Origin of the sequence: Caballeronia sp. LZ029 (assembly GCF_031451275.1) — a bacterium.
GTDB classification, from domain to species: domain Bacteria; phylum Pseudomonadota; class Gammaproteobacteria; order Burkholderiales; family Burkholderiaceae; genus Caballeronia; species Caballeronia jiangsuensis.
In genome coordinates this window covers 83,885-100,077 of sequence record NZ_JARUXO010000002.1, presented here as the reverse complement: position 1 = coordinate 100,077, position 16,193 = coordinate 83,885, and the positions used below count along the sequence as shown (strand labels likewise).

The 16,193-nt window shown below is 62.9% G+C and carries 16 protein-coding genes; 15 read left to right on the top strand and 1 reads right to left on the bottom strand.

All coding sequences use genetic code 11. The features are described 5' to 3' along the window. Positions 1-41: 41 nt before the first annotated feature. The 7 genes from QCE73_RS15435 to QCE73_RS15405 are packed head-to-tail and all read left to right on the top strand — an operon-like array spanning position 42 to position 6,459. Entirely contained in the window at positions 42-998 is a 957-nt protein-coding gene (locus QCE73_RS15435; RefSeq protein WP_035508415.1) for a cytochrome c oxidase subunit II, read from the top strand. After that, a complete protein-coding gene (gene ctaD / locus QCE73_RS15430) occupies positions 995-2,929 on the top strand; it encodes a cytochrome c oxidase subunit I (RefSeq protein ID WP_309882143.1) in 1,935 nt (644 codons plus the stop codon). Before QCE73_RS15435 ends, ctaD begins: the two co-directional genes overlap by 4 nt. Beyond that, positions 2,926-3,570 (top strand): cytochrome c oxidase subunit 3, encoded by a 645-nt coding sequence (locus tag QCE73_RS15425; RefSeq protein WP_035508419.1) that lies wholly within the window; start codon positions 2,926-2,928, stop codon positions 3,568-3,570. Before ctaD ends, QCE73_RS15425 begins: the two co-directional genes overlap by 4 nt. A gap of 7 nt (positions 3,571-3,577) precedes the next feature. After that, positions 3,578-3,913 (top strand): hypothetical protein, encoded by a 336-nt coding sequence (locus QCE73_RS15420; protein ID WP_014253130.1) that lies wholly within the window; start codon positions 3,578-3,580, stop codon positions 3,911-3,913. Beyond that, on the top strand, positions 3,892-4,818 hold the full coding sequence (locus QCE73_RS15415) for a cytochrome c oxidase assembly protein (RefSeq protein ID WP_035508422.1): 927 nt from the start codon (positions 3,892-3,894) through the stop codon (positions 4,816-4,818). The genes QCE73_RS15420 and QCE73_RS15415 overlap by 22 nt, the downstream gene beginning before the upstream one ends. Positions 4,819-4,822: 4 nt before the next feature. Then, a complete protein-coding gene (locus QCE73_RS15410) occupies positions 4,823-5,185 on the top strand; it encodes a cytochrome c family protein (RefSeq protein ID WP_035508484.1) in 363 nt (120 codons plus the stop codon). Next, positions 5,182-6,459 carry a cytochrome c gene (locus tag QCE73_RS15405; RefSeq protein WP_035508425.1) on the top strand — a complete coding sequence of 426 codons (1,278 nt, stop codon included), beginning with the start codon at positions 5,182-5,184 and terminating at the stop codon, positions 6,457-6,459. The genes QCE73_RS15410 and QCE73_RS15405 overlap by 4 nt, the downstream gene beginning before the upstream one ends. Before the next feature lie 570 nt (positions 6,460-7,029). Here QCE73_RS15405 and QCE73_RS15400 read toward each other — a convergent pair. Then, complete coding sequence (locus tag QCE73_RS15400; RefSeq protein ID WP_035508427.1) at positions 7,030-8,172, bottom strand: YihY/virulence factor BrkB family protein; 1,143 nt, start codon at positions 8,170-8,172, stop codon at positions 7,030-7,032. A 322-nt stretch (positions 8,173-8,494) separates the two neighbouring features. On the opposite strand from QCE73_RS15400, the gene QCE73_RS15395 reads away from it, so the two are divergent. The 8 genes from QCE73_RS15395 (at position 8,495) to QCE73_RS15360 (ending at position 16,192) form a co-directional block, all read left to right on the top strand. After that, the gene (locus tag QCE73_RS15395; protein ID WP_035508430.1) at positions 8,495-9,370 is read left to right on the top strand and encodes a manganese catalase family protein; all 876 of its coding nucleotides are present in this window, start codon (positions 8,495-8,497) and stop codon (positions 9,368-9,370) included. Positions 9,371-9,592: 222 nt separating this feature from the next. Further along, positions 9,593-9,976, top strand: a complete 384-nt coding sequence (locus tag QCE73_RS15390) for a response regulator (protein ID WP_309882136.1) — start codon at positions 9,593-9,595, stop codon at positions 9,974-9,976. A 138-nt stretch (positions 9,977-10,114) separates the two neighbouring features. After that, positions 10,115-11,284, top strand: a complete 1,170-nt coding sequence (locus tag QCE73_RS15385; protein ID WP_035508487.1) for a zinc-dependent alcohol dehydrogenase — start codon at positions 10,115-10,117, stop codon at positions 11,282-11,284. 234 nt (positions 11,285-11,518) lie between these two features. Further along, the gene (locus QCE73_RS15380; protein ID WP_063607028.1) at positions 11,519-11,782 is read left to right on the top strand and encodes a hypothetical protein; all 264 of its coding nucleotides are present in this window, start codon (positions 11,519-11,521) and stop codon (positions 11,780-11,782) included. Positions 11,783-12,026: 244 nt separating this feature from the next. Then, positions 12,027-12,980: a glycosyltransferase family 2 protein gene (locus QCE73_RS15375; RefSeq protein WP_051627165.1), complete on the top strand. Its 954-nt coding sequence runs from the start codon at positions 12,027-12,029 to the stop codon at positions 12,978-12,980. Between the two features lie 184 nt (positions 12,981-13,164). Beyond that, on the top strand, positions 13,165-14,436 hold the full coding sequence (locus QCE73_RS15370; RefSeq protein WP_309882132.1) for a glycosyltransferase family 1 protein: 1,272 nt from the start codon (positions 13,165-13,167) through the stop codon (positions 14,434-14,436). After that, a complete protein-coding gene (locus tag QCE73_RS15365; protein ID WP_035508438.1) occupies positions 14,433-15,020 on the top strand; it encodes an HAD-IIIA family hydrolase in 588 nt (195 codons plus the stop codon). Before QCE73_RS15370 ends, QCE73_RS15365 begins: the two co-directional genes overlap by 4 nt. Beyond that, a complete protein-coding gene (locus QCE73_RS15360) occupies positions 15,017-16,192 on the top strand; it encodes a glycosyltransferase family 9 protein (protein WP_081818305.1) in 1,176 nt (391 codons plus the stop codon). The genes QCE73_RS15365 and QCE73_RS15360 overlap by 4 nt, the downstream gene beginning before the upstream one ends. The last annotated feature ends 1 nt before the right edge of the window (position 16,193 follow it).

Genomic DNA, 16,193 nt, shown 5'->3' with positions numbered 1-16,193 from the left:
TGCCTGATGACAAGAGTTTTCCAGCCCTTTGATGAGCGACCATGCAAAGCGCATTGAGTCCGGCAGGCATTCAGGCCAGCCGCATTCTCGATCTCTGGCACCTGACGCTGGCCGTGTGCTGCGTCGTGTTCGCGGCGATCCTGCTTGCATGTCTCATCGCGATGATGCGCGCGCCCCGTGCCAATCGTGCGACGCCTGCGGATCTCATCGTCGCCGGACGTCGCGAGCCGCGAACGAGCTTTTGGGTCGCCGCCGCGGCGGGCGTGTCAACCTTTCTGCTCTTCGGCCTCGTTCTTGCTGACGTTCTCACCGACCGCGCGCTCTCGCGCCTGCCAGTTGACAATGCGCTGCGCATCGAGATGACGGGTTATCAATGGTGGTGGCGGGTGCGCTATCCGACCGATGGCGACGCGGGCGGCTTCACCCTGGCCAACGAACTACACGTGCCGGTGGGACGACCGGTGGTGGTGTCGCTGAAAGCCGCCGATGTCATCCATACGTTTTGGGTGCCGAATCTGCATGGGAAGAAAGACATGATTCCAGGCCGCGACGCGACAATCGAGTTTCGCGCCGACAAGGCAGGGGTATATCGCGGGCAATGCGCCGAATTTTGCGGCTACGAACATGCGCTGATGGCGTTCCAGGTCATTGCCGATGCGCCCGCGCAGTACGAGGAGTGGGCCGCTCGTCAGCGCCAACCGGCCGTCACCCCACCGGACGAAATCGCTAAACGCGGCCGTGATGTATTCGTGGGCCAAGACTGCGCGCGCTGTCACACCGTGCGTGGCACCGGTGCGCAAGGCACGATCGGTCCCGATCTCACCCATGTCGCCAGCAGGCAATTTATCGCCGCCGGCACGCTGGCGAACAATCGCGGCAATCTTGCCGGTTGGATCGTCGATCCGCGCACGCTCAAGCCGGGCACGGTCATGCCGCCGACCCGCCTTCCGCCCTCAGATCTGCAGGCACTGCTCACCTGGATGGAGACGCTCAAATGAGCGACGAGCGCAACGCCAGCTATCCGGTCGACGGTCCCCATGCAGAACCCGCCGTACGTGACGCGCTCGCCGCGACATGGAGCGATCCGCCTGGCTTCATCGGCATGTTGTGCGCGGTCAATCACAAGACGATTGCACGCCGCTTCATGGTGACGACATTCGTTTTCTTTCTTCTCGCAGGCCTCTTCGCGCTCGCGATGCGCACCCAGCTCGCGCGGCCCGACCAGCGCGTTATAGGACCGAATCTCTACAACGAACTCTTCACGATGCACGGCACGACGATGATGTTCCTCTTCGCCGTACCGGTGATGCAGGCGGTCGCCGTGTACCTCGTGCCACTGATGATCGGTGCGCGCAGCATCGCGTTTGCGCGCATGAACGCTTACGCGTATTGGGTGTTCCTGTTCGGCGGACTGTTGCTGTTCGCATCGCTTGCGGTGAACACCGCGCCGAATGCGGGCTGGTTCAGCTATGTGCCGCTCGCCGGTCCCGATTATTCGCCCAACAAGGGCGCGGACATCTGGGCGCAGATGATCACCTTCACCGAGCTTTCCGGCCTGCTCGAAGCCGTGGTCCTCATCACGACCATCTTCAAACTGCGCGCGCCCGGCATGTCGCTCAACCGCATGCCGCTTTTCGTGTGGGCCACGCTCGTCACCCAGTTCATGGTGATCTTCGCGATGCCCTCCATCATGTTGTGCAGCACCGCGTTGATTCTCGACCGCCTCGTCGGCACGCATTTTTATAACCCGGTCAAGGGCGGCGACGTATTGTTGTGGCAACACCTCTTCTGGTTCTTCGGCCATCCTGAGGTATATCTGATCTTCATTCCACCGCTCGGGTTCATTTCGTCGATCATTCCGACCTTCGCGCGCCGCCCGGTGTTTGGCTATCCGGCGATGGTGCTGTCGCTCATCGCCACCGCGTTTCTGTCGTTCGGACTGTGGGTGCATCACATGTTCGCGACGAACATTCCCGAACTCGGCAAGAGCTTCTTCACCGCCGCGAGCCTGATGATTGCGATTCCATCTGCCATTCAGATCTTCTGCTGGATCGGCACGCTGTGGACCGGCAAGCTCAATCTGCGCGTCCCGCTGCTCTTCGTGCTCGCGTTCTTTTTCATCCTCGTGATGGGCGGCATGACCGGCATCATGGTGGCGTCGGTTCCGCTTGATCTGCAGGTTCACGACACCTACTTCGTCGTCGCGCATCTGCATTACGTGCTGCTCGGCGGCGCCGTGTTTCCGCTCTTCGGCGCGTTTTTCTACTGGTTTCCGAAGTTCGCGGGGCGCATGCTCGATGAGCGGCTCGGCAAGTGGCAGTTCTGGCTGTTCTTCATCGCCTTCAACGTCACCTTCTTCCCGATGCACCTGCTCGGTCTCGAAGGCATGCCACGGCGGGTGTGGACCTATCCGCACGGACTCGGCTGGGACGGCATGAATCTCACGGCGACGATCGGCGCTTATACGATCGCGCTGAGCGTGCTACTTTTCATTGTCAACGTCGTGAAAAGTCTGCGCAGTGACGAACGCGCCGCCGCCGATCCATGGGGCGCGGGTACGCTCGAATGGAGCGTGCCGTCCCCGCCTCCACCGCATAACTTTGATGCGATTCCGGTCGTGCATGGCCGCGATCCGCTATGGGAGCCGCCCGCGCGGCCGGCCTACGTCGCGGGGCTCGCCGCCGATGCACGGGAAGTGCTCGTGACGAGCGTGCTCGATGCGCAACCGGACCATCGCCCGATATTCCCGACGCCCTCCATCTGGCCGTTGGCGAGCGCCGTCGCGACGACGATTCTGTTCATCGGCTCGATCTACACGCCGTGGGCGATCGTCTGGGCGTCCCTGCCCGTCGCCGTGGCGATGATCGGCTGGTTCTGGCCAAATCGCGGCGAGAACCGGCTGGCCGTCGCGCGGGAGCGCCGGCCATGAACGCCGATACGCGCGCACCCCGCACCCGCCCTGACGATGGCGATGCGCACGATCTCGTGCTCGATGTGCGCGCGCTGCCGAGCTTCGCCTTTGGTCACCGCAGCGTGATGTGGTGGAGCACGATGGGGCTGATGCTGATCGAAGGCACGGTGTTCGCCATCGCGGTGATGATGGTCTTCTATCTGCGCACGCGCGCGCCCACCTGGCCGATGGCCGCTGATCCTCCGCGTCTTCTCTGGGGCACGCTCAACACAGTTGTGCTGCTCGTCAGCCTGTGGCCGAACCAGCTCGCAAAGAACGCAGCGGAACGCGGAGACCGCGCAAAAGCCGCGCTCTGGCTCGCCGTTTGTCTGGTGGCATCGGTCGCGTTCCTTATCATTCGGGGATTCGAGTTCGTGGCGCTGAACGTGAGCTGGTACGCGAACGCGTACGGGTCCGTCGTCTGGCTGCTGCTCGGTCTGCACACGACGCACCTGATCACCGATACCGTCGATACCGCCGTGCTCGCTCTGCTGCTGTTCACCGGGCCATTCGAAGGGAAGCGGCTTGTCGATGTCAGCGAGAACGCGATCTACTGGTATTTCGTCGTGTTGAGCTGGCTGCCGATCTACGGCGTCATCTACTGGGTGTCGCGATATTGACTCGAACATGAAAACCTGGCTCGCGCTGCTCGGCGCACCGTCGATCGTGCTGGGATGCCTCAGCGTCAACTACGCGCTGGTGACGCCCGCGTGCCGGCTCGGCGGCCACGCGCTGCTCGACGGTGTGAGCGGCGCAAGCCTCGTCGTCTGCACGGCTGCGACGCTGCTCGCGTGGCAGCGCTGGCGCGAGACGCGCCGTGCGTCCACGCCGTCGACGCCGGCTGCAACCGGTCGGCCCGCACGCGCCGGCTTCATCGCAGCGGTGGCGGCCGGAGTCGGCGCGTTGTCGGTTCTGTCCGTGATCGCCATATCGATACCGCAATGGCTACTGTCCGCCTGTTGAAATGCGCGCTGCTATGCGCGCTCGTCGCTTGTGCCGAAGCGCATGCACACGTCGCCACGCCGGAAGCATCGCCGCTCGCGTGGACGTTCGAACCGTGGGTGGTGATAGCGCTCGCCGTGAGTCTCGCGCTCTACATCACGGGCTACGTGCGATTGCGCGCGCGCGGTGCGCAACGCCGCGCAGGACGTACGGCACGGCTCGTCGCATTCGTCACGGGCTGGCTTACGCTCGTCGTCGCGCTGGTGTCGCCGCTGCACGCGTTGAGCGAATGGCTCTTTTCCGCGCACATGTTGCAGCACGAGCTTTTGATGCTGGTGGCCGCGCCGCTGCTCGTGATCGGCCGCCCGCTCGCCATGTGGCTCTGGGCGTTTCCCGCCGTCGCGCGCATGCGAATCGGCGCGGCGACGCGGTCGCGCTGGATCAAACGTCCATGGCGTTTTCTTTCCTTGCCCATCGTCGCGTGGACGCTGCACGCCGCCGCGCTCTGGTGCTGGCATGCGCCGCGCTTCTTCGAGACGGCGCTCGCGCGCCCCGGTATCCATACGCTGCAACATACGAGCTTTCTCGGGAGCGCGCTGCTGTTCTGGTGGACGGTATTCGGTCGCGCGTCGGAGGGGCACGGCGCAGCCAATGCGCACGCGATGCTGTCGCTCTTCACGACGATGGTCCATACCGGCGCGCTCGGCGCGCTCCTGACGCTCGCTCCGGGCGTCTGGTATCCGTCGTGCATGGAGACGACGCGTGCGCTCGGCTTCGATCCGCTCCAGGATCAGCAACTCGGCGGGCTCGTGATGTGGGTGCCCGGTGGGCTCGCGTATCTGATTGGTGGACTGATGGTCGGTGCGCGCTGGCTGATGCGTCGTGCACCGCCGCGCGCCGGCGTCGGCATGCCGCGCGAAGGCTGATCTCATGCGCGCCCTCCAATTCGCGCTTTCGACGCTCGTCGCGCTGACGGCGTGCACCGGTGAGCCGCCTTCATTTGACGCGATCACCGGCGGTAGTCCGCGGCACGGCCTCGAAGCCATTCAGCGCTATGGCTGCGGCGCATGTCATCGCATCGACGGCGTGCCGGGCGCATACGGCACGGTCGGACCGACGCTTCAGCGGATCGGCGAGCGCGCCTACATCGCGGGGAAGCTGTCGAATTCGCCCGAGAACCTTCAGCAATGGATTCGTTTCCCGCAACGCATCGCGCCCGAAAATGCGATGCCCGATCTCGACGTGAGTGAAATCGACGCGCGCGATATCGCCGCCTACCTTTACCATCAATGAACCATCTTTCGCGTCTCGTTTTGTGCCTGCTGCTATGGCCCTTCGCGGTCATGGCCGATGATGAATCGCCGGCCGCACAACTGATCGCGCGCGGCGCATACCTTGCGAAAGCGGCCGACTGCGCGGGATGCCACACTGCGCCTTCGAACGGCGCACCGTATGCGGGCGGCCTCGAGATGACGTCGCCCTTCGGAACCATCGTCAGCAGCAACATCACGCCGGATCGAGAGACAGGCATTGGCGCATATAGCTATGACGATTTCGCGAAGGCGCTGCGCGAAGGCGTCGGACGCGATGGAAAAGGCTTGTATCCCGCGATGCCCTATCCCGCCTTCGTGAAAATCAGGGATGACGACATGGGCGCGCTCTACGCGTACATGATGCACGGCGTGCCGCCGGTAAAGCATCGCCCGCCGGAAACGAAGGTGCCGTTTCCATTCAATCAGCGTTGGGCACTGCGCATTTGGCGGGCGGTGTTTGCGCCTAAGAAACTGTTCGAGTCGAACGCCAGCCGCGACGCCAGCTGGAATCGCGGGGCGTATCTCGTACAGTCGCTCGGGCATTGTGGCTCCTGCCACACGCCGCGCGGCATCGGATATCAGGAACGCGGCTACGACGAGTCATCGAAGGAGTTTCTCTCCGGCGGAGTCAACGATGACTGGTTCGCGCCGAACTTGCGCGGGGATCCTGGTTCGGGGCTCGGCCGCATCGCGCAGGACGATATCGCTGCGTTTCTCAAGACCGGACACGGCGCCGGCATGGTCGCATACGGCAGCATGGTCGAAACGATCGAGGACAGTACGCAATATCTGAGCGACGATGATCTGCGCGCAATCGCCGTCTATCTGAAGACACTGCCCGCCAGCGGCGCCGCTGACGGCGTCTTCGACCCGTCTCTCGCACAACCGGGACGTCTGAAAACACACGCGCCCGACGTCGCGCCCGAACACGGCGCGGCGGTATACGCGGGCTTCTGCGCGCAGTGCCATCGAAGCGATGGGAAGGGTATGCCCAATGCGTTTCCGTCGCTCGCGGGAAACCCGTCCGTCATCAGCGAGGACACGACGTCATTGATCCGGCTCGTCGTCGAAGGCGGCAACAGTCCTGCAACGATCCACGGTCCGGACCGCCAGTCGATGCCGTCGTTCGCCGGACGCCTCACCGACGCACAGATCGCGCAGGTGCTCACTTACGTGCGCGCGTCGTGGGGCAACGACGCTCGCCCCGTCACGACGAATGATGTCGCCTCGTTTCGCGCGAACATTCACAAATAGCGCGCGCTACGGCACGGTGACCAGACTCATGTAAGCGGCCGGACGCGTCCACTTCAGATCGCCGGTACCGTCGAGCGGCGCCACCGCCGAAAGGGCATGCGTCTGCACCTCTGTATGACGAGCCGACGTCCTTCGTCGTTGTCCGACAGAACAGTGGGAAAGGCCTCGTCATCCGAAGCTCTCTCGTCTTATTCGGCTTCGAATTGGGGAGCTCGTGGGACGCTTCTCCTCGAAACGGTAGCCGCACAACGACCACCTTGATCTGACGCACCGTTTTCCCGTTTCACAGAGGGCGGCCCTTGCGCCGCAGACGGCGGCTTGGGAACTGGGTCAACTTTTCGTCGGTGGATTTGTCTTCCGTGTCGGTCCGACCTTTGATGCGTTCCTTGATGCCTTCCTTTGCCGAACCGGCCTTGCTCTTATTGAGCGTCTAACCTTCCGTCCCTGAGCGTCCCGTTCATCGAATCGCCAGAAGGTTGCCGCTTGCCCGGGTCACCCCCATCGCGCTGGGAGACGCTGCTTTTCTTCGCTTCAGCAGCTTTGCTGCATAGCCGTGCGAAAAAGGCGCGATTAAGACCTTCTTCCGGTGTGATGGCGATGTGCACCCTTCGTGAACACGAAGAGGCTCGCGCCCGCCGCTGCGATTGCGAAGCGGCGGGGATTCTCCCTCACTGCATCCAGTACCTTTGTGATCACTGGCGACCCGATCGGGCCAATGCGCCGGGTGTCTTGCACCGCCCGCGCGGGCGCGATCGCATGTTCGGCAGCGGGCGCGCCTTGCGTATGCGCGTTCGCGGGCGCGTTGATTGGCGCTGCACGAGGCGCGCGCTCCTCGCGCGATGCCTGCGTTTCTCCATCCCGCACATCGCCTTCACGGGCTTCAACTCTTGTTGCAGCGGCTTCGGCGCCGAGCAGCACGACGGCGGCGGCGAAATACAGCCACATCAACAGCACAGCGAGCGAGCCGGCCGCGCCGAACGCGCTCGCCGTGCCGGCGTGCGCGAGGTACAGCGCGAACAGTTTTTTGCCGACGGAGAACAGCACCGCGGAGATGACACCGCCCACGAGCGCATCGCGCCACGGTACGTGACCATCCGGAAGATACTTCAACAGCGCGGCGAATGCGCCCGAAAGAATCACGAGGCCGAGCAAGAGTTGCACGATATCGCCGATGACGACGAGCGGCGAATCACCGAACACCCACTTTCCCGCGGCCTGCACGGCGGTGTCCAGCACGAGCGACACGATCAGCAGAAAGGCGACGCCCATGACGAGGCCGAACGAGATCAGCCGCACCTTGACGAGTGTGGCGACCCCCGACTTCCGTGCGTTGGGCGTCGGCCAGATGATGGAAAGCGCAGTGTTCAATGACGAAAATGTCGCGGATGCGCCCACCGCCAGCACCACGAACGAAATCACGGCCGCGATGCCGCTGCCCCCACTGCGATGCGCATGGGAGACGATTGCCTGCACGCTTTCGGCGGCGTCTTTTCCGAGCATGCCGCTAATCTGATGAAAAAGCTGGCCGCGCGCGGCCTCCGCACCGAAAACGAGGCCGGCGACCGCGATCACCATGACGAGCGTCGGCGCGAGCGAAAAGGCGGAATAAAACGCGATGCTCGCCGCCATCGGTGCGGCGCGATCAGCGCCAAAACGTTTGAATGTGCGTGCCGGCCATGCGAAGGTTCGGCCCATAAGCGATTTGACGTTCATGACTTTCCCCGGTGATCCGTGCGCTGAGGTTAAGCATCGACGATGCCCGCCACAGAAAACAGCGCAATCGCATGGCACACGCGTTGCTGATTCGCATTCAGGCCGATGTGACGGATTCGATTGCAACAGCGGCCCTTTCATTCCACGACGCGGCTTCCCTCCGCGATACGCCAGTGCGAAGTCTTCGCACTGAGGCTCGTAGCAGGTGACCGTAAGCGACGCTTTTCGGGCTCCTCTTGGTCGCTGCGAGCTAAACCGTTCAACTTGATGATTTGCGCTGAGCCCGTGACGGGTTTCATGCGCTCGAAGAGGAGTCGTCCAAATGTTCGTTCATAACAAGCGTCTGCAATACACCGTGCGCGTGAGCGCTCCCAATCCGGGTCTTGCCAATCTGCTGCTCGAGCAGTTCGGCGGTCCGCAGGGCGAACTGGCAGCCGCATGCCGGTACTTCACGCAAGCCGTCGGCGAAGATGATCCGGGCCGCAAAGACCTGTTGTTTGATATCGCCACCGAGGAACTCAGTCATCTCGAAGTAATCGGCTCGATCGTCGCGATGCTAAACAAGGGTGCAAAAGGCCAGCTCGCGGAAGCGGTGGAGTCGGAAGCCGAGTTGTATCGTTCACTCACCGGCGGCGGCAACGATTCGCACACCACCGCGCTGCTCTATGGCGGCGGCCCTGCGCTCACGAACTCTGCAGGCGTGCCCTGGACCGCTGCTTATATCGACACCATAGGAGAGCCGACTGCCGACCTGCGCTCCAACATCGCCGCGGAGGCACGCGCGAAGATCGTCTACGAACGCCTCATTAACGTAACGGACGATCCGGGCATCAAGGAAGCGCTGGGCTTCCTCATGACGCGCGAAATCGCGCATCAGAAGTCGTTCGAAAAGGCGCTGCACTCGATTCAGCCAAACTTCCCGCAAGGCAAGCTGCCGGGGAAACCGGAGTTCACGAGCGTCTACTTCAACATGTCGAAAGGTAACGACGCGCGCGGTCCCTGGAACGAGGGCGGCGACTGGGAGTTCGTCGACGACCCGCAACCGGCCGTCGACGGCGGAGACGGCACGGCCACCGTGACTGTGACTGAACGGGACGTGGAGGTGCTGCAGGCGATGGCATCGCGCACGGCTTCGGATCCATCGGCCGAGCCGACCACCGGAGCCGATCTGGGCGCAGGAAAAGCCAACGAAGTGTAAGACTGACCGGCGCTGTTGCAAATCGGGGCAGCGCCGGCCGAGTCGCTATCTTAATCCGGCGGATACTCGATTGAAGATTAATGAAATGCGCCTCAGCCGAAACGAGCCACGCTCGGAACCCCTGGCGCGATAACCGTTTTGCGGAGCGTCACAATCATCATGAGTGCCGCGAGCGTCCACCTGATACCAAAATGCGCGATCTGGACGCGCAGAAAAAAGCCAGTGTCTGACACGCCGCGCGTGCTCGTCGTTGACGACTACGCGGATACGGCCGACGCCATCAGCATGGTGCTGGCCATCTGCGGCTTCGATGCTCATGCGGTCTACGGCGGTCGCCCGGCGATCGACGCGACCGCGCGATGGGAGCCCGACGTCGTTCTATTGGATATCTGGATGCCCGATAAGTCCGGGCTGGAAGTTGCGGCCCGCCTCCGTGCGGACGAGAACACATCGGGGATCATCCTGATCGCGCATTCCGCGGCGGCGAGCGAGTCGGATATGCAGCGGGCGAAGCGCGCGGGATTCGACGCGTTTTGCGTGAAGCCGATGGATGCAACGACCTTTGCGCCATTGCTGCGTCACTTCTTGGCCGGGCCCGTCGGCTGACAACGTCGAACTGGAATTTCTTCCTCAGTTGACAATCCGCTTGCTGCATTCGACTAGGTGGCTCAGGCGTCATGGTGGGGGTGAGCGGTATGTGCTTTGCTGAGTCGAAGCACCGCTCACGCTCAAGGGATGCAGACCATGAAAGCGCTCATCTGGCAAGGCAAGAAGGACATTCGCTACGAGTCGGTGCCCGACCCGCGCATCGAGCATCCGCGCGACGCCATTATCAAGGTCTCCACGTGCGCGATTTGCGGTTCGGACCTACACCTATTCGACGGCTTCATGCCTGGCATGAAGTCTGGCGACGTGATGGGGCACGAATTTATGGGCGAAGTCGTGGAGGTCGGCGGCGAGAATTCGGCGCTCAGAATTGGCGAGCGCGTAGTCGTGCCGTTCACCATCATCTGCGGCGAGTGCGATCAGTGCAGGCGTGGTAATTTTTCTGTGTGCGAGCGCAGCAACCGCAACAAGGACGATGCAGAGAAGCTCTTCGGCCACACGACGGCGGGCCTTTTCGGCTATACGCACCTTACGGGCGGTTACCCTGGCGGACAGGCGGAATATGTGCGCGTGCCGTTTGCGGACAAGACCCACGTCAAGATCCCCGAGGGCCTAAGCGACGAGCAGGTGCTCTTTCTCGGCGACATCTTTCCGACCGGCTGGCAGGCGGCCGTGCAATGCGAGATCGAACCGACCGACACGGTCGCAATCTGGGGCGCAGGCCCTGTCGGACAGATGGCCGTGCGCAGCGCCCTTCTGCTCGGGGCGAAGCAGGTCGTCGTGATCGATCGTGTGCCTGAACGATTGGCGATGGCGCGCGCCGCTGGCGCTATCGCGATCGACTTCAAGGAAGAAAGTGTGCTCGATCGCCTCAAGGAACTTACACAGGGCAAGGGCCCCGAAAAGTGCATCGATGCCGTTGGCATGGAGTCGCATGCGACGCGTTCCTTCGATGCGCTTTACGATCGCGCGAAGCAGGCTGTGATGCTTGAGACCGACCGACCACATGTGTTGCGCGAGATGATCTATGTGTGCCGTCCGGCGGGCACGCTCTCAGTGCCCGGCGTCTACGGCGGGCTGATCGACAAGATCCCGTTTGGCGCGGCCATGAACAAGGGGCTTACGTGGCGGATGGGCCAGACGCACGTGAATCGCTGGACCGACGACCTGCTGCGCCGCATCCAGGAAGGCCAGATCGATCCGTCCTTCGTCATCACCCACCGTGTTTCGCTCGCCGATGGGCCTGAAATGTATAAGACATTCCGTGACAAGGAGGATGGCTGCATCAAGGTCGTGCTCAAGCCATGAAGGTCGCGTACCAGCGAGGCACGCCATTGCGCAACGCTGCTTAGCAAACCACCGACGCGACTCTCATGCTGGTGATTTCACCTCATCTCGACGACGCCGTCTTCAGCTGCGCTGCGGCGCTCGCGGCATCGCCCGGCGCGGTCGTCTGCCCGATCTCTGCAGGCGCGCCGCGCGAGGCGCTTGGGACCGACTGGGACACGCAATGCGGCTTCGCAAACGCGCACCAGGAGATGCATGCGCGCCGCGCCGAAGATGCCGCCGCGTTGGGGCACCCTCGACGCGCAGCCCCTTCATCTCGACCTTCTCGATTCCCAGTACGCGGGCGATGTCAGCACAACATCCGATGGAGTCGCCTCGGTGTTGTTCGGCGTGACCCGCACGAACGCGTTCCCGATACTTCTGATTCCGCTGGGTCTACTCCATTCCGATCATCGTCTCGTGCATGCCGCGTGCCAAAGTGTGTGGCGCGCCGAACCCCATGCTGACGTGCATCGCTGACGAAGATGCGCTCTATCGGCGCATGAGCGGGCTCGTTCAAGCACGCCTTGACGAGTTGGCACAGGACGGCATGACCGCGACGCCCGTATCGGAGCCCCATCGGCACGGACGCGCTCGTACGCAACCTCGCTGCGAAGCAACGGGCGGTAAGTCGTTATGCGAGCCAGCTTCGGGCGTTCTGACCGAACGGGCTATGACGACGTCTTCGCACCCGAGCGTTTCTGGACACTTGAGCCCTCACGCCATGACCGCTGAACGAGACGTCCATTCCGACGAAAAGCCCGCGCGACTCACGGTCGTCGTACTGACTTATAACCGTTCCGACGAGGTTCACGACACCCTCGCAAAACTTGCCGCGCTGCCCGATCGCTTCGACATCGTGGTGGTAGACAATGCCTCCACGGACGGGACGGCCGCGCGGATCGCTGCCGCTTTTCCCTTCATTACGCTCGTCATCGCGCCGGCTAATCTCGGCGCAGCCGGGCGCAATCTCGGCGTCGCGCATGTCAGCACCGAATACGTCGCATTCTGCGACGACGACACCTGGTGGGCCCCGGGCTCGCTCTCGCGCGCGGTCAAGATACTCGATGCCGCGCCGTGCGTTGCGGTGTTGAATGCCCGCATCCTGGTCGGCGCACTGGGCACGCCCGACGAGACCTGCGAACGCATGCGCGAAAGCCCGCTACGCAGCGAGGTGCTGCCGGCACCTGCACTGATCGGTTATATCGCGTGCGCGTGCGTATTTCGCACGAACGTCTTCCGCCAAGTGGGCGGTTACGAGGCGAGGCTTTTCATCGGCGGAGAGGAAACGCTCGTTGCTCTTGATGTGCTATCGGCGGGCCATGAGATCATATACATAGACGAATTGATCGTTCACCATCACCCTTCTCCAATGCGCGACAGCGCGCAGCGCCGCAGACTCCTTGCGCGCAATGCAGCGTGGGTGGCATGGATGCGTCTTCCGCTGGTCGAAGCGCTGCGGGAAACGCGCAACGCCTTTCGCATCATCCGCATGGAACACTCAACGTCCTCCGATTGGCGTGTCTTGTTGGCAGGCATCGCATGGGCCCTCAGTAGGCGGCGGGTAATCGGGGAACGCGTGAAGCATATGCTTCAGCGCGTTCGCGACGACGACGCCCGCCACGCCTCGAGAGATCTAGGCGAACCACCCCGTTTCCCTTCTACACACATCGAGTAAAAAAGTGCGCATGTGGCCCCTTCGCATTAGACGATAGTTGGTTCGTCTCGCATCGAACCAAATATCGTTTCGTGGTCCTTGCGACGGTCGCAACGATTGGCACGTTGAATGCTGAACGCTCGCTGACCGGTCCTTGCCATGCGCGCCACACACGCGGCACTCCGGATCGTTACAGGGGGCTCCCGTGAAAATCGCGCTGATAAGTGAACATGCTTCGCCGCTCGCAGTAGCGGGCGGTGTGGATAGTGGCGGACAAAACATTTATGTCGCGAACGTCGCGCGTCAATTGGTGCGTATCGGTCACGAAGTCGATGTCTTCACGCGCCGTGATCGTTCCTTATTGCCGCTCGTCTCCCGCTTCGACAACACCCGGGTGATAAACGTACCGGCAGGGCCACCCGTGCAGTTGCCCAAGGAGTCGCTCCTGCCGTACATGGATGAGTTCGCAAGCTTCATGATCGACTTCGTGGAGAAGGAAGCGCAGCCCTATACGATCGCGCATGCGAACTTCTTCATGTCCGGCGTGGTTGGCTTGCGTATCAAAGATGCGTTAGGTATCCCGCTCGTCACCACGTTTCATGCGCTCGGCCGCGTCCGGCGACTGCATCAGGGCGAATCGGACGGCTTTCCTGATGCGCGCTTCGACATCGAGGACGAACTCGTAAGACGTTCCGATTCGGTGATTGCCGAATGCCCGCAGGATGAGAGCGACCTACTTCATCTCTATAGCGCCGATCCCGCGCGCATCGATCTGGTGCCATGCGGTTTCGATCGCGTCGAGTTTCATCCGATGGAGAAAGCAATAGCGAGAGAACGCCTCGGCTGGCCGCAAGACCGCTTCATCGTGCTGCAGCTTGGGCGCATGGTGCCGCGCAAGGGCGTCGATAACGTGGTGCGCGCGCTAAGCGTATGCCGTGCCGAACACGGCGAAAGTGCCGAACTTTACGTGGTCGGCGGCAACTCCGACGAAGCCAACGAGATCGCGACGCCGGAGATCGTGCGACTGCGTGGCATCGCGCGCGAAGTCGGCGTCGAGGATCATGTGCATTTCGCCGGCCGTCATGGACGCGCCGAACTCAAGCACTTCTATAACGCGGCCGATGTATTCGTGACGACCCCGTGGTACGAGCCCTTCGGCATCACGCCGCTGGAAGCGATGGCGTGCGGCAGGCCGGTCATCGGCGCGGACGTAGGCGGCATCCGCTATTCGGTCGCCCACGGTGAGACAGGTCTGCTCGTGCCGCCGAAAGATCCGGCTGCGCTCGGGCATGCCATTGCCATGCTCAAACGCAATCCGATGCTCGGGCGCCGCATGGGCGAAGCGGGCCTCGCGCGCGCCAACGCGATGTTCACCTGGTCGAGCGTCGCGCACGCGCTGGCGGACGTCTACGCGCGCGTCAGCGGCGAGGAAGCGCAGGCCGCCGTGCCTGTCGCGATGGGCGGGGCATCGCGATGAGGCCGTTGTCACCGACCCCGCGTGCCGCCATCTTCATCGACAAGGACGGCACTCTGCTGGAAGACGTGCCCTGGAACGTCGATCCGCACATGATGCGTCTCGCGCCGGGTGCATTCGAAGCGCTACGTCTGTTCGCATCGCGCGGCGTGCCGCTTTTCGTCGTCAGCAATCAGAGCGGCGTGGCACTGGGCAAGTTCGAACGTGAGGCGCTCGATCGCGTCGAGATGCGTCTGCATGAACTCGCAGCGCAAGCGGGCGCCGAGTTCGAGGGCATCTATTGGTGCCCGCATCATCCGCAGGGCATCGTGCCCGAATTCACGCGGACCTGCGAATGCCGCAAGCCCGCGCCCGGCATGTTGCTGTGCGCGGCGCGCGAGCATCGCATCGATCTGTCGCGGAGCTGGTTCATCGGCGACATACTCAACGATGTCGAAGCGGGCACGCGCGCCGGTTGCCGCAGCGTGCTCATCGATAACGGCAACGAGACCGAATGGTTGCGCGGCGAGGGACGCGAGCCGGATATCGTCGTAAAGGACATGCACGAGGCCGCGATAGCCATCGTCAGCGAGGAGCACCCGGCATGAAGCGCGATCCGTTGAGTCCATCGGCGTTACCGCCGGTCGTCGAGGCGCATGCGCGTAAGAGCGCGGTGAATCGGGCGCGCGAATGGGGCGCGGACGTAAAGCGGATTCTTTGCATCCGTCTTGACAATCTTGGAGATGTATTGATGACCACGCCCGCGCTGCACGCATTGCGCGCGACTCAACCGGGACGGCATCTGACCTTGCTCGCATCGCGCGCTGGCAAGGCGGCGGCGCCCTTCATCGATGCGATCGACGACGTAATCGAATACGACGCGCCGTGGGTCAAACAGGATGCGCCGATCGATGCTCTCGCGGACCTCGCGATGCGCGCGCGCCTCAATGCGGCGGATTTTGATGCGGCCGTCATCTTCAGCGTCTATAGCCAGAACCCGCTGCCCGCCGCGATGCTGTGTCATCTCGCGGGCATTCCGCTGCGGCTCGCGCATTGTCGCGAGAACCCTTATGGCCTCTTGACGGACTGGGTGCAGGAACCCGAGCCGCAGCAAGGCACCCGGCATGAAGTGGAACGTCAGCTCGCGCTCGTCGCGCAAGTCGGCGCGCGTACGGCGGATACGCGTATGCGCTTTAACGTGCGACCCGAAGATGCGGCTTCTCTCGATGAAAAGCTGCGCGCGCACGATGTCGATATGCATGCGCCCTTCATTGTCGTGCATCCGGGCGCGAGCGCCGCATCGCGACGATATCCGGTCGAGCGTTTCACCGACGTAATGAAGCGGTTGCATACGCAACTTCACTGGCCGATGCTTGTCACCGGTTCAGGCGGCGAAGGTGCGCTATGTCGCACTGCATGCGCTGCAGATTCCGGCGGGATAGATATGTCCGGCGCGCTCGAACTCGGTGAACTCGCTGCATTGATCGAGCGCGCGCGCGTGCTCGTATCGAATAACAGCGGGCCCGTGCATCTCGCATCGGCGCTCGGCACGCCCGTCGTCGATCTCTATGCCCTCACGAATCCACAGCACATGCCGTGGCGAACGCCGCATCGCGTGCTCTACCACGACGTGCCTTGCCGCTGGTGCTACCGCAGCGTGTGCCCCGAGGGACACCACCAGTGCCTCGTCGGCGTCGGCGTGGATCAGGTCGTGTCGGCGGTGCTGGAACTGATCGAAGAACATCCATCGCACCTCAACTCTTCAATACAGGGCCGCTGAG

Coding starts and splice junctions, on each gene's coding strand:
- QCE73_RS15405 (WP_035508425.1), top strand. CDS start 5,182: ATGAACCATCTTTCGCGTCTCGTTTTGTGCCTGCTGCTATGGCCCTTC.
- QCE73_RS15420 (WP_014253130.1), top strand. CDS start 3,578: ATGAAAACCTGGCTCGCGCTGCTCGGCGCACCGTCGATCGTGCTGGGA.
- QCE73_RS15360 (WP_081818305.1), top strand. CDS start 15,017: ATGAAGCGCGATCCGTTGAGTCCATCGGCGTTACCGCCGGTCGTCGAG.
- QCE73_RS15400 (WP_035508427.1), bottom strand. CDS start 8,172: ATGAACGTCAAATCGCTTATGGGCCGAACCTTCGCATGGCCGGCACGC.
- QCE73_RS15410 (WP_035508484.1), top strand. CDS start 4,823: ATGCGCGCCCTCCAATTCGCGCTTTCGACGCTCGTCGCGCTGACGGCG.
- ctaD (WP_309882143.1), top strand. CDS start 995: ATGAGCGACGAGCGCAACGCCAGCTATCCGGTCGACGGTCCCCATGCA.
- QCE73_RS15375 (WP_051627165.1), top strand. CDS start 12,027: ATGACCGCTGAACGAGACGTCCATTCCGACGAAAAGCCCGCGCGACTC.
- QCE73_RS15385 (WP_035508487.1), top strand. CDS start 10,115: ATGAAAGCGCTCATCTGGCAAGGCAAGAAGGACATTCGCTACGAGTCG.
- QCE73_RS15380 (WP_063607028.1), top strand. CDS start 11,519: ATGCGCGCCGCGCCGAAGATGCCGCCGCGTTGGGGCACCCTCGACGCG.
- QCE73_RS15425 (WP_035508419.1), top strand. CDS start 2,926: ATGAACGCCGATACGCGCGCACCCCGCACCCGCCCTGACGATGGCGAT.
- QCE73_RS15435 (WP_035508415.1), top strand. CDS start 42: ATGCAAAGCGCATTGAGTCCGGCAGGCATTCAGGCCAGCCGCATTCTC.
- QCE73_RS15415 (WP_035508422.1), top strand. CDS start 3,892: ATGGCTACTGTCCGCCTGTTGAAATGCGCGCTGCTATGCGCGCTCGTC.
- QCE73_RS15395 (WP_035508430.1), top strand. CDS start 8,495: ATGTTCGTTCATAACAAGCGTCTGCAATACACCGTGCGCGTGAGCGCT.
- QCE73_RS15365 (WP_035508438.1), top strand. CDS start 14,433: ATGAGGCCGTTGTCACCGACCCCGCGTGCCGCCATCTTCATCGACAAG.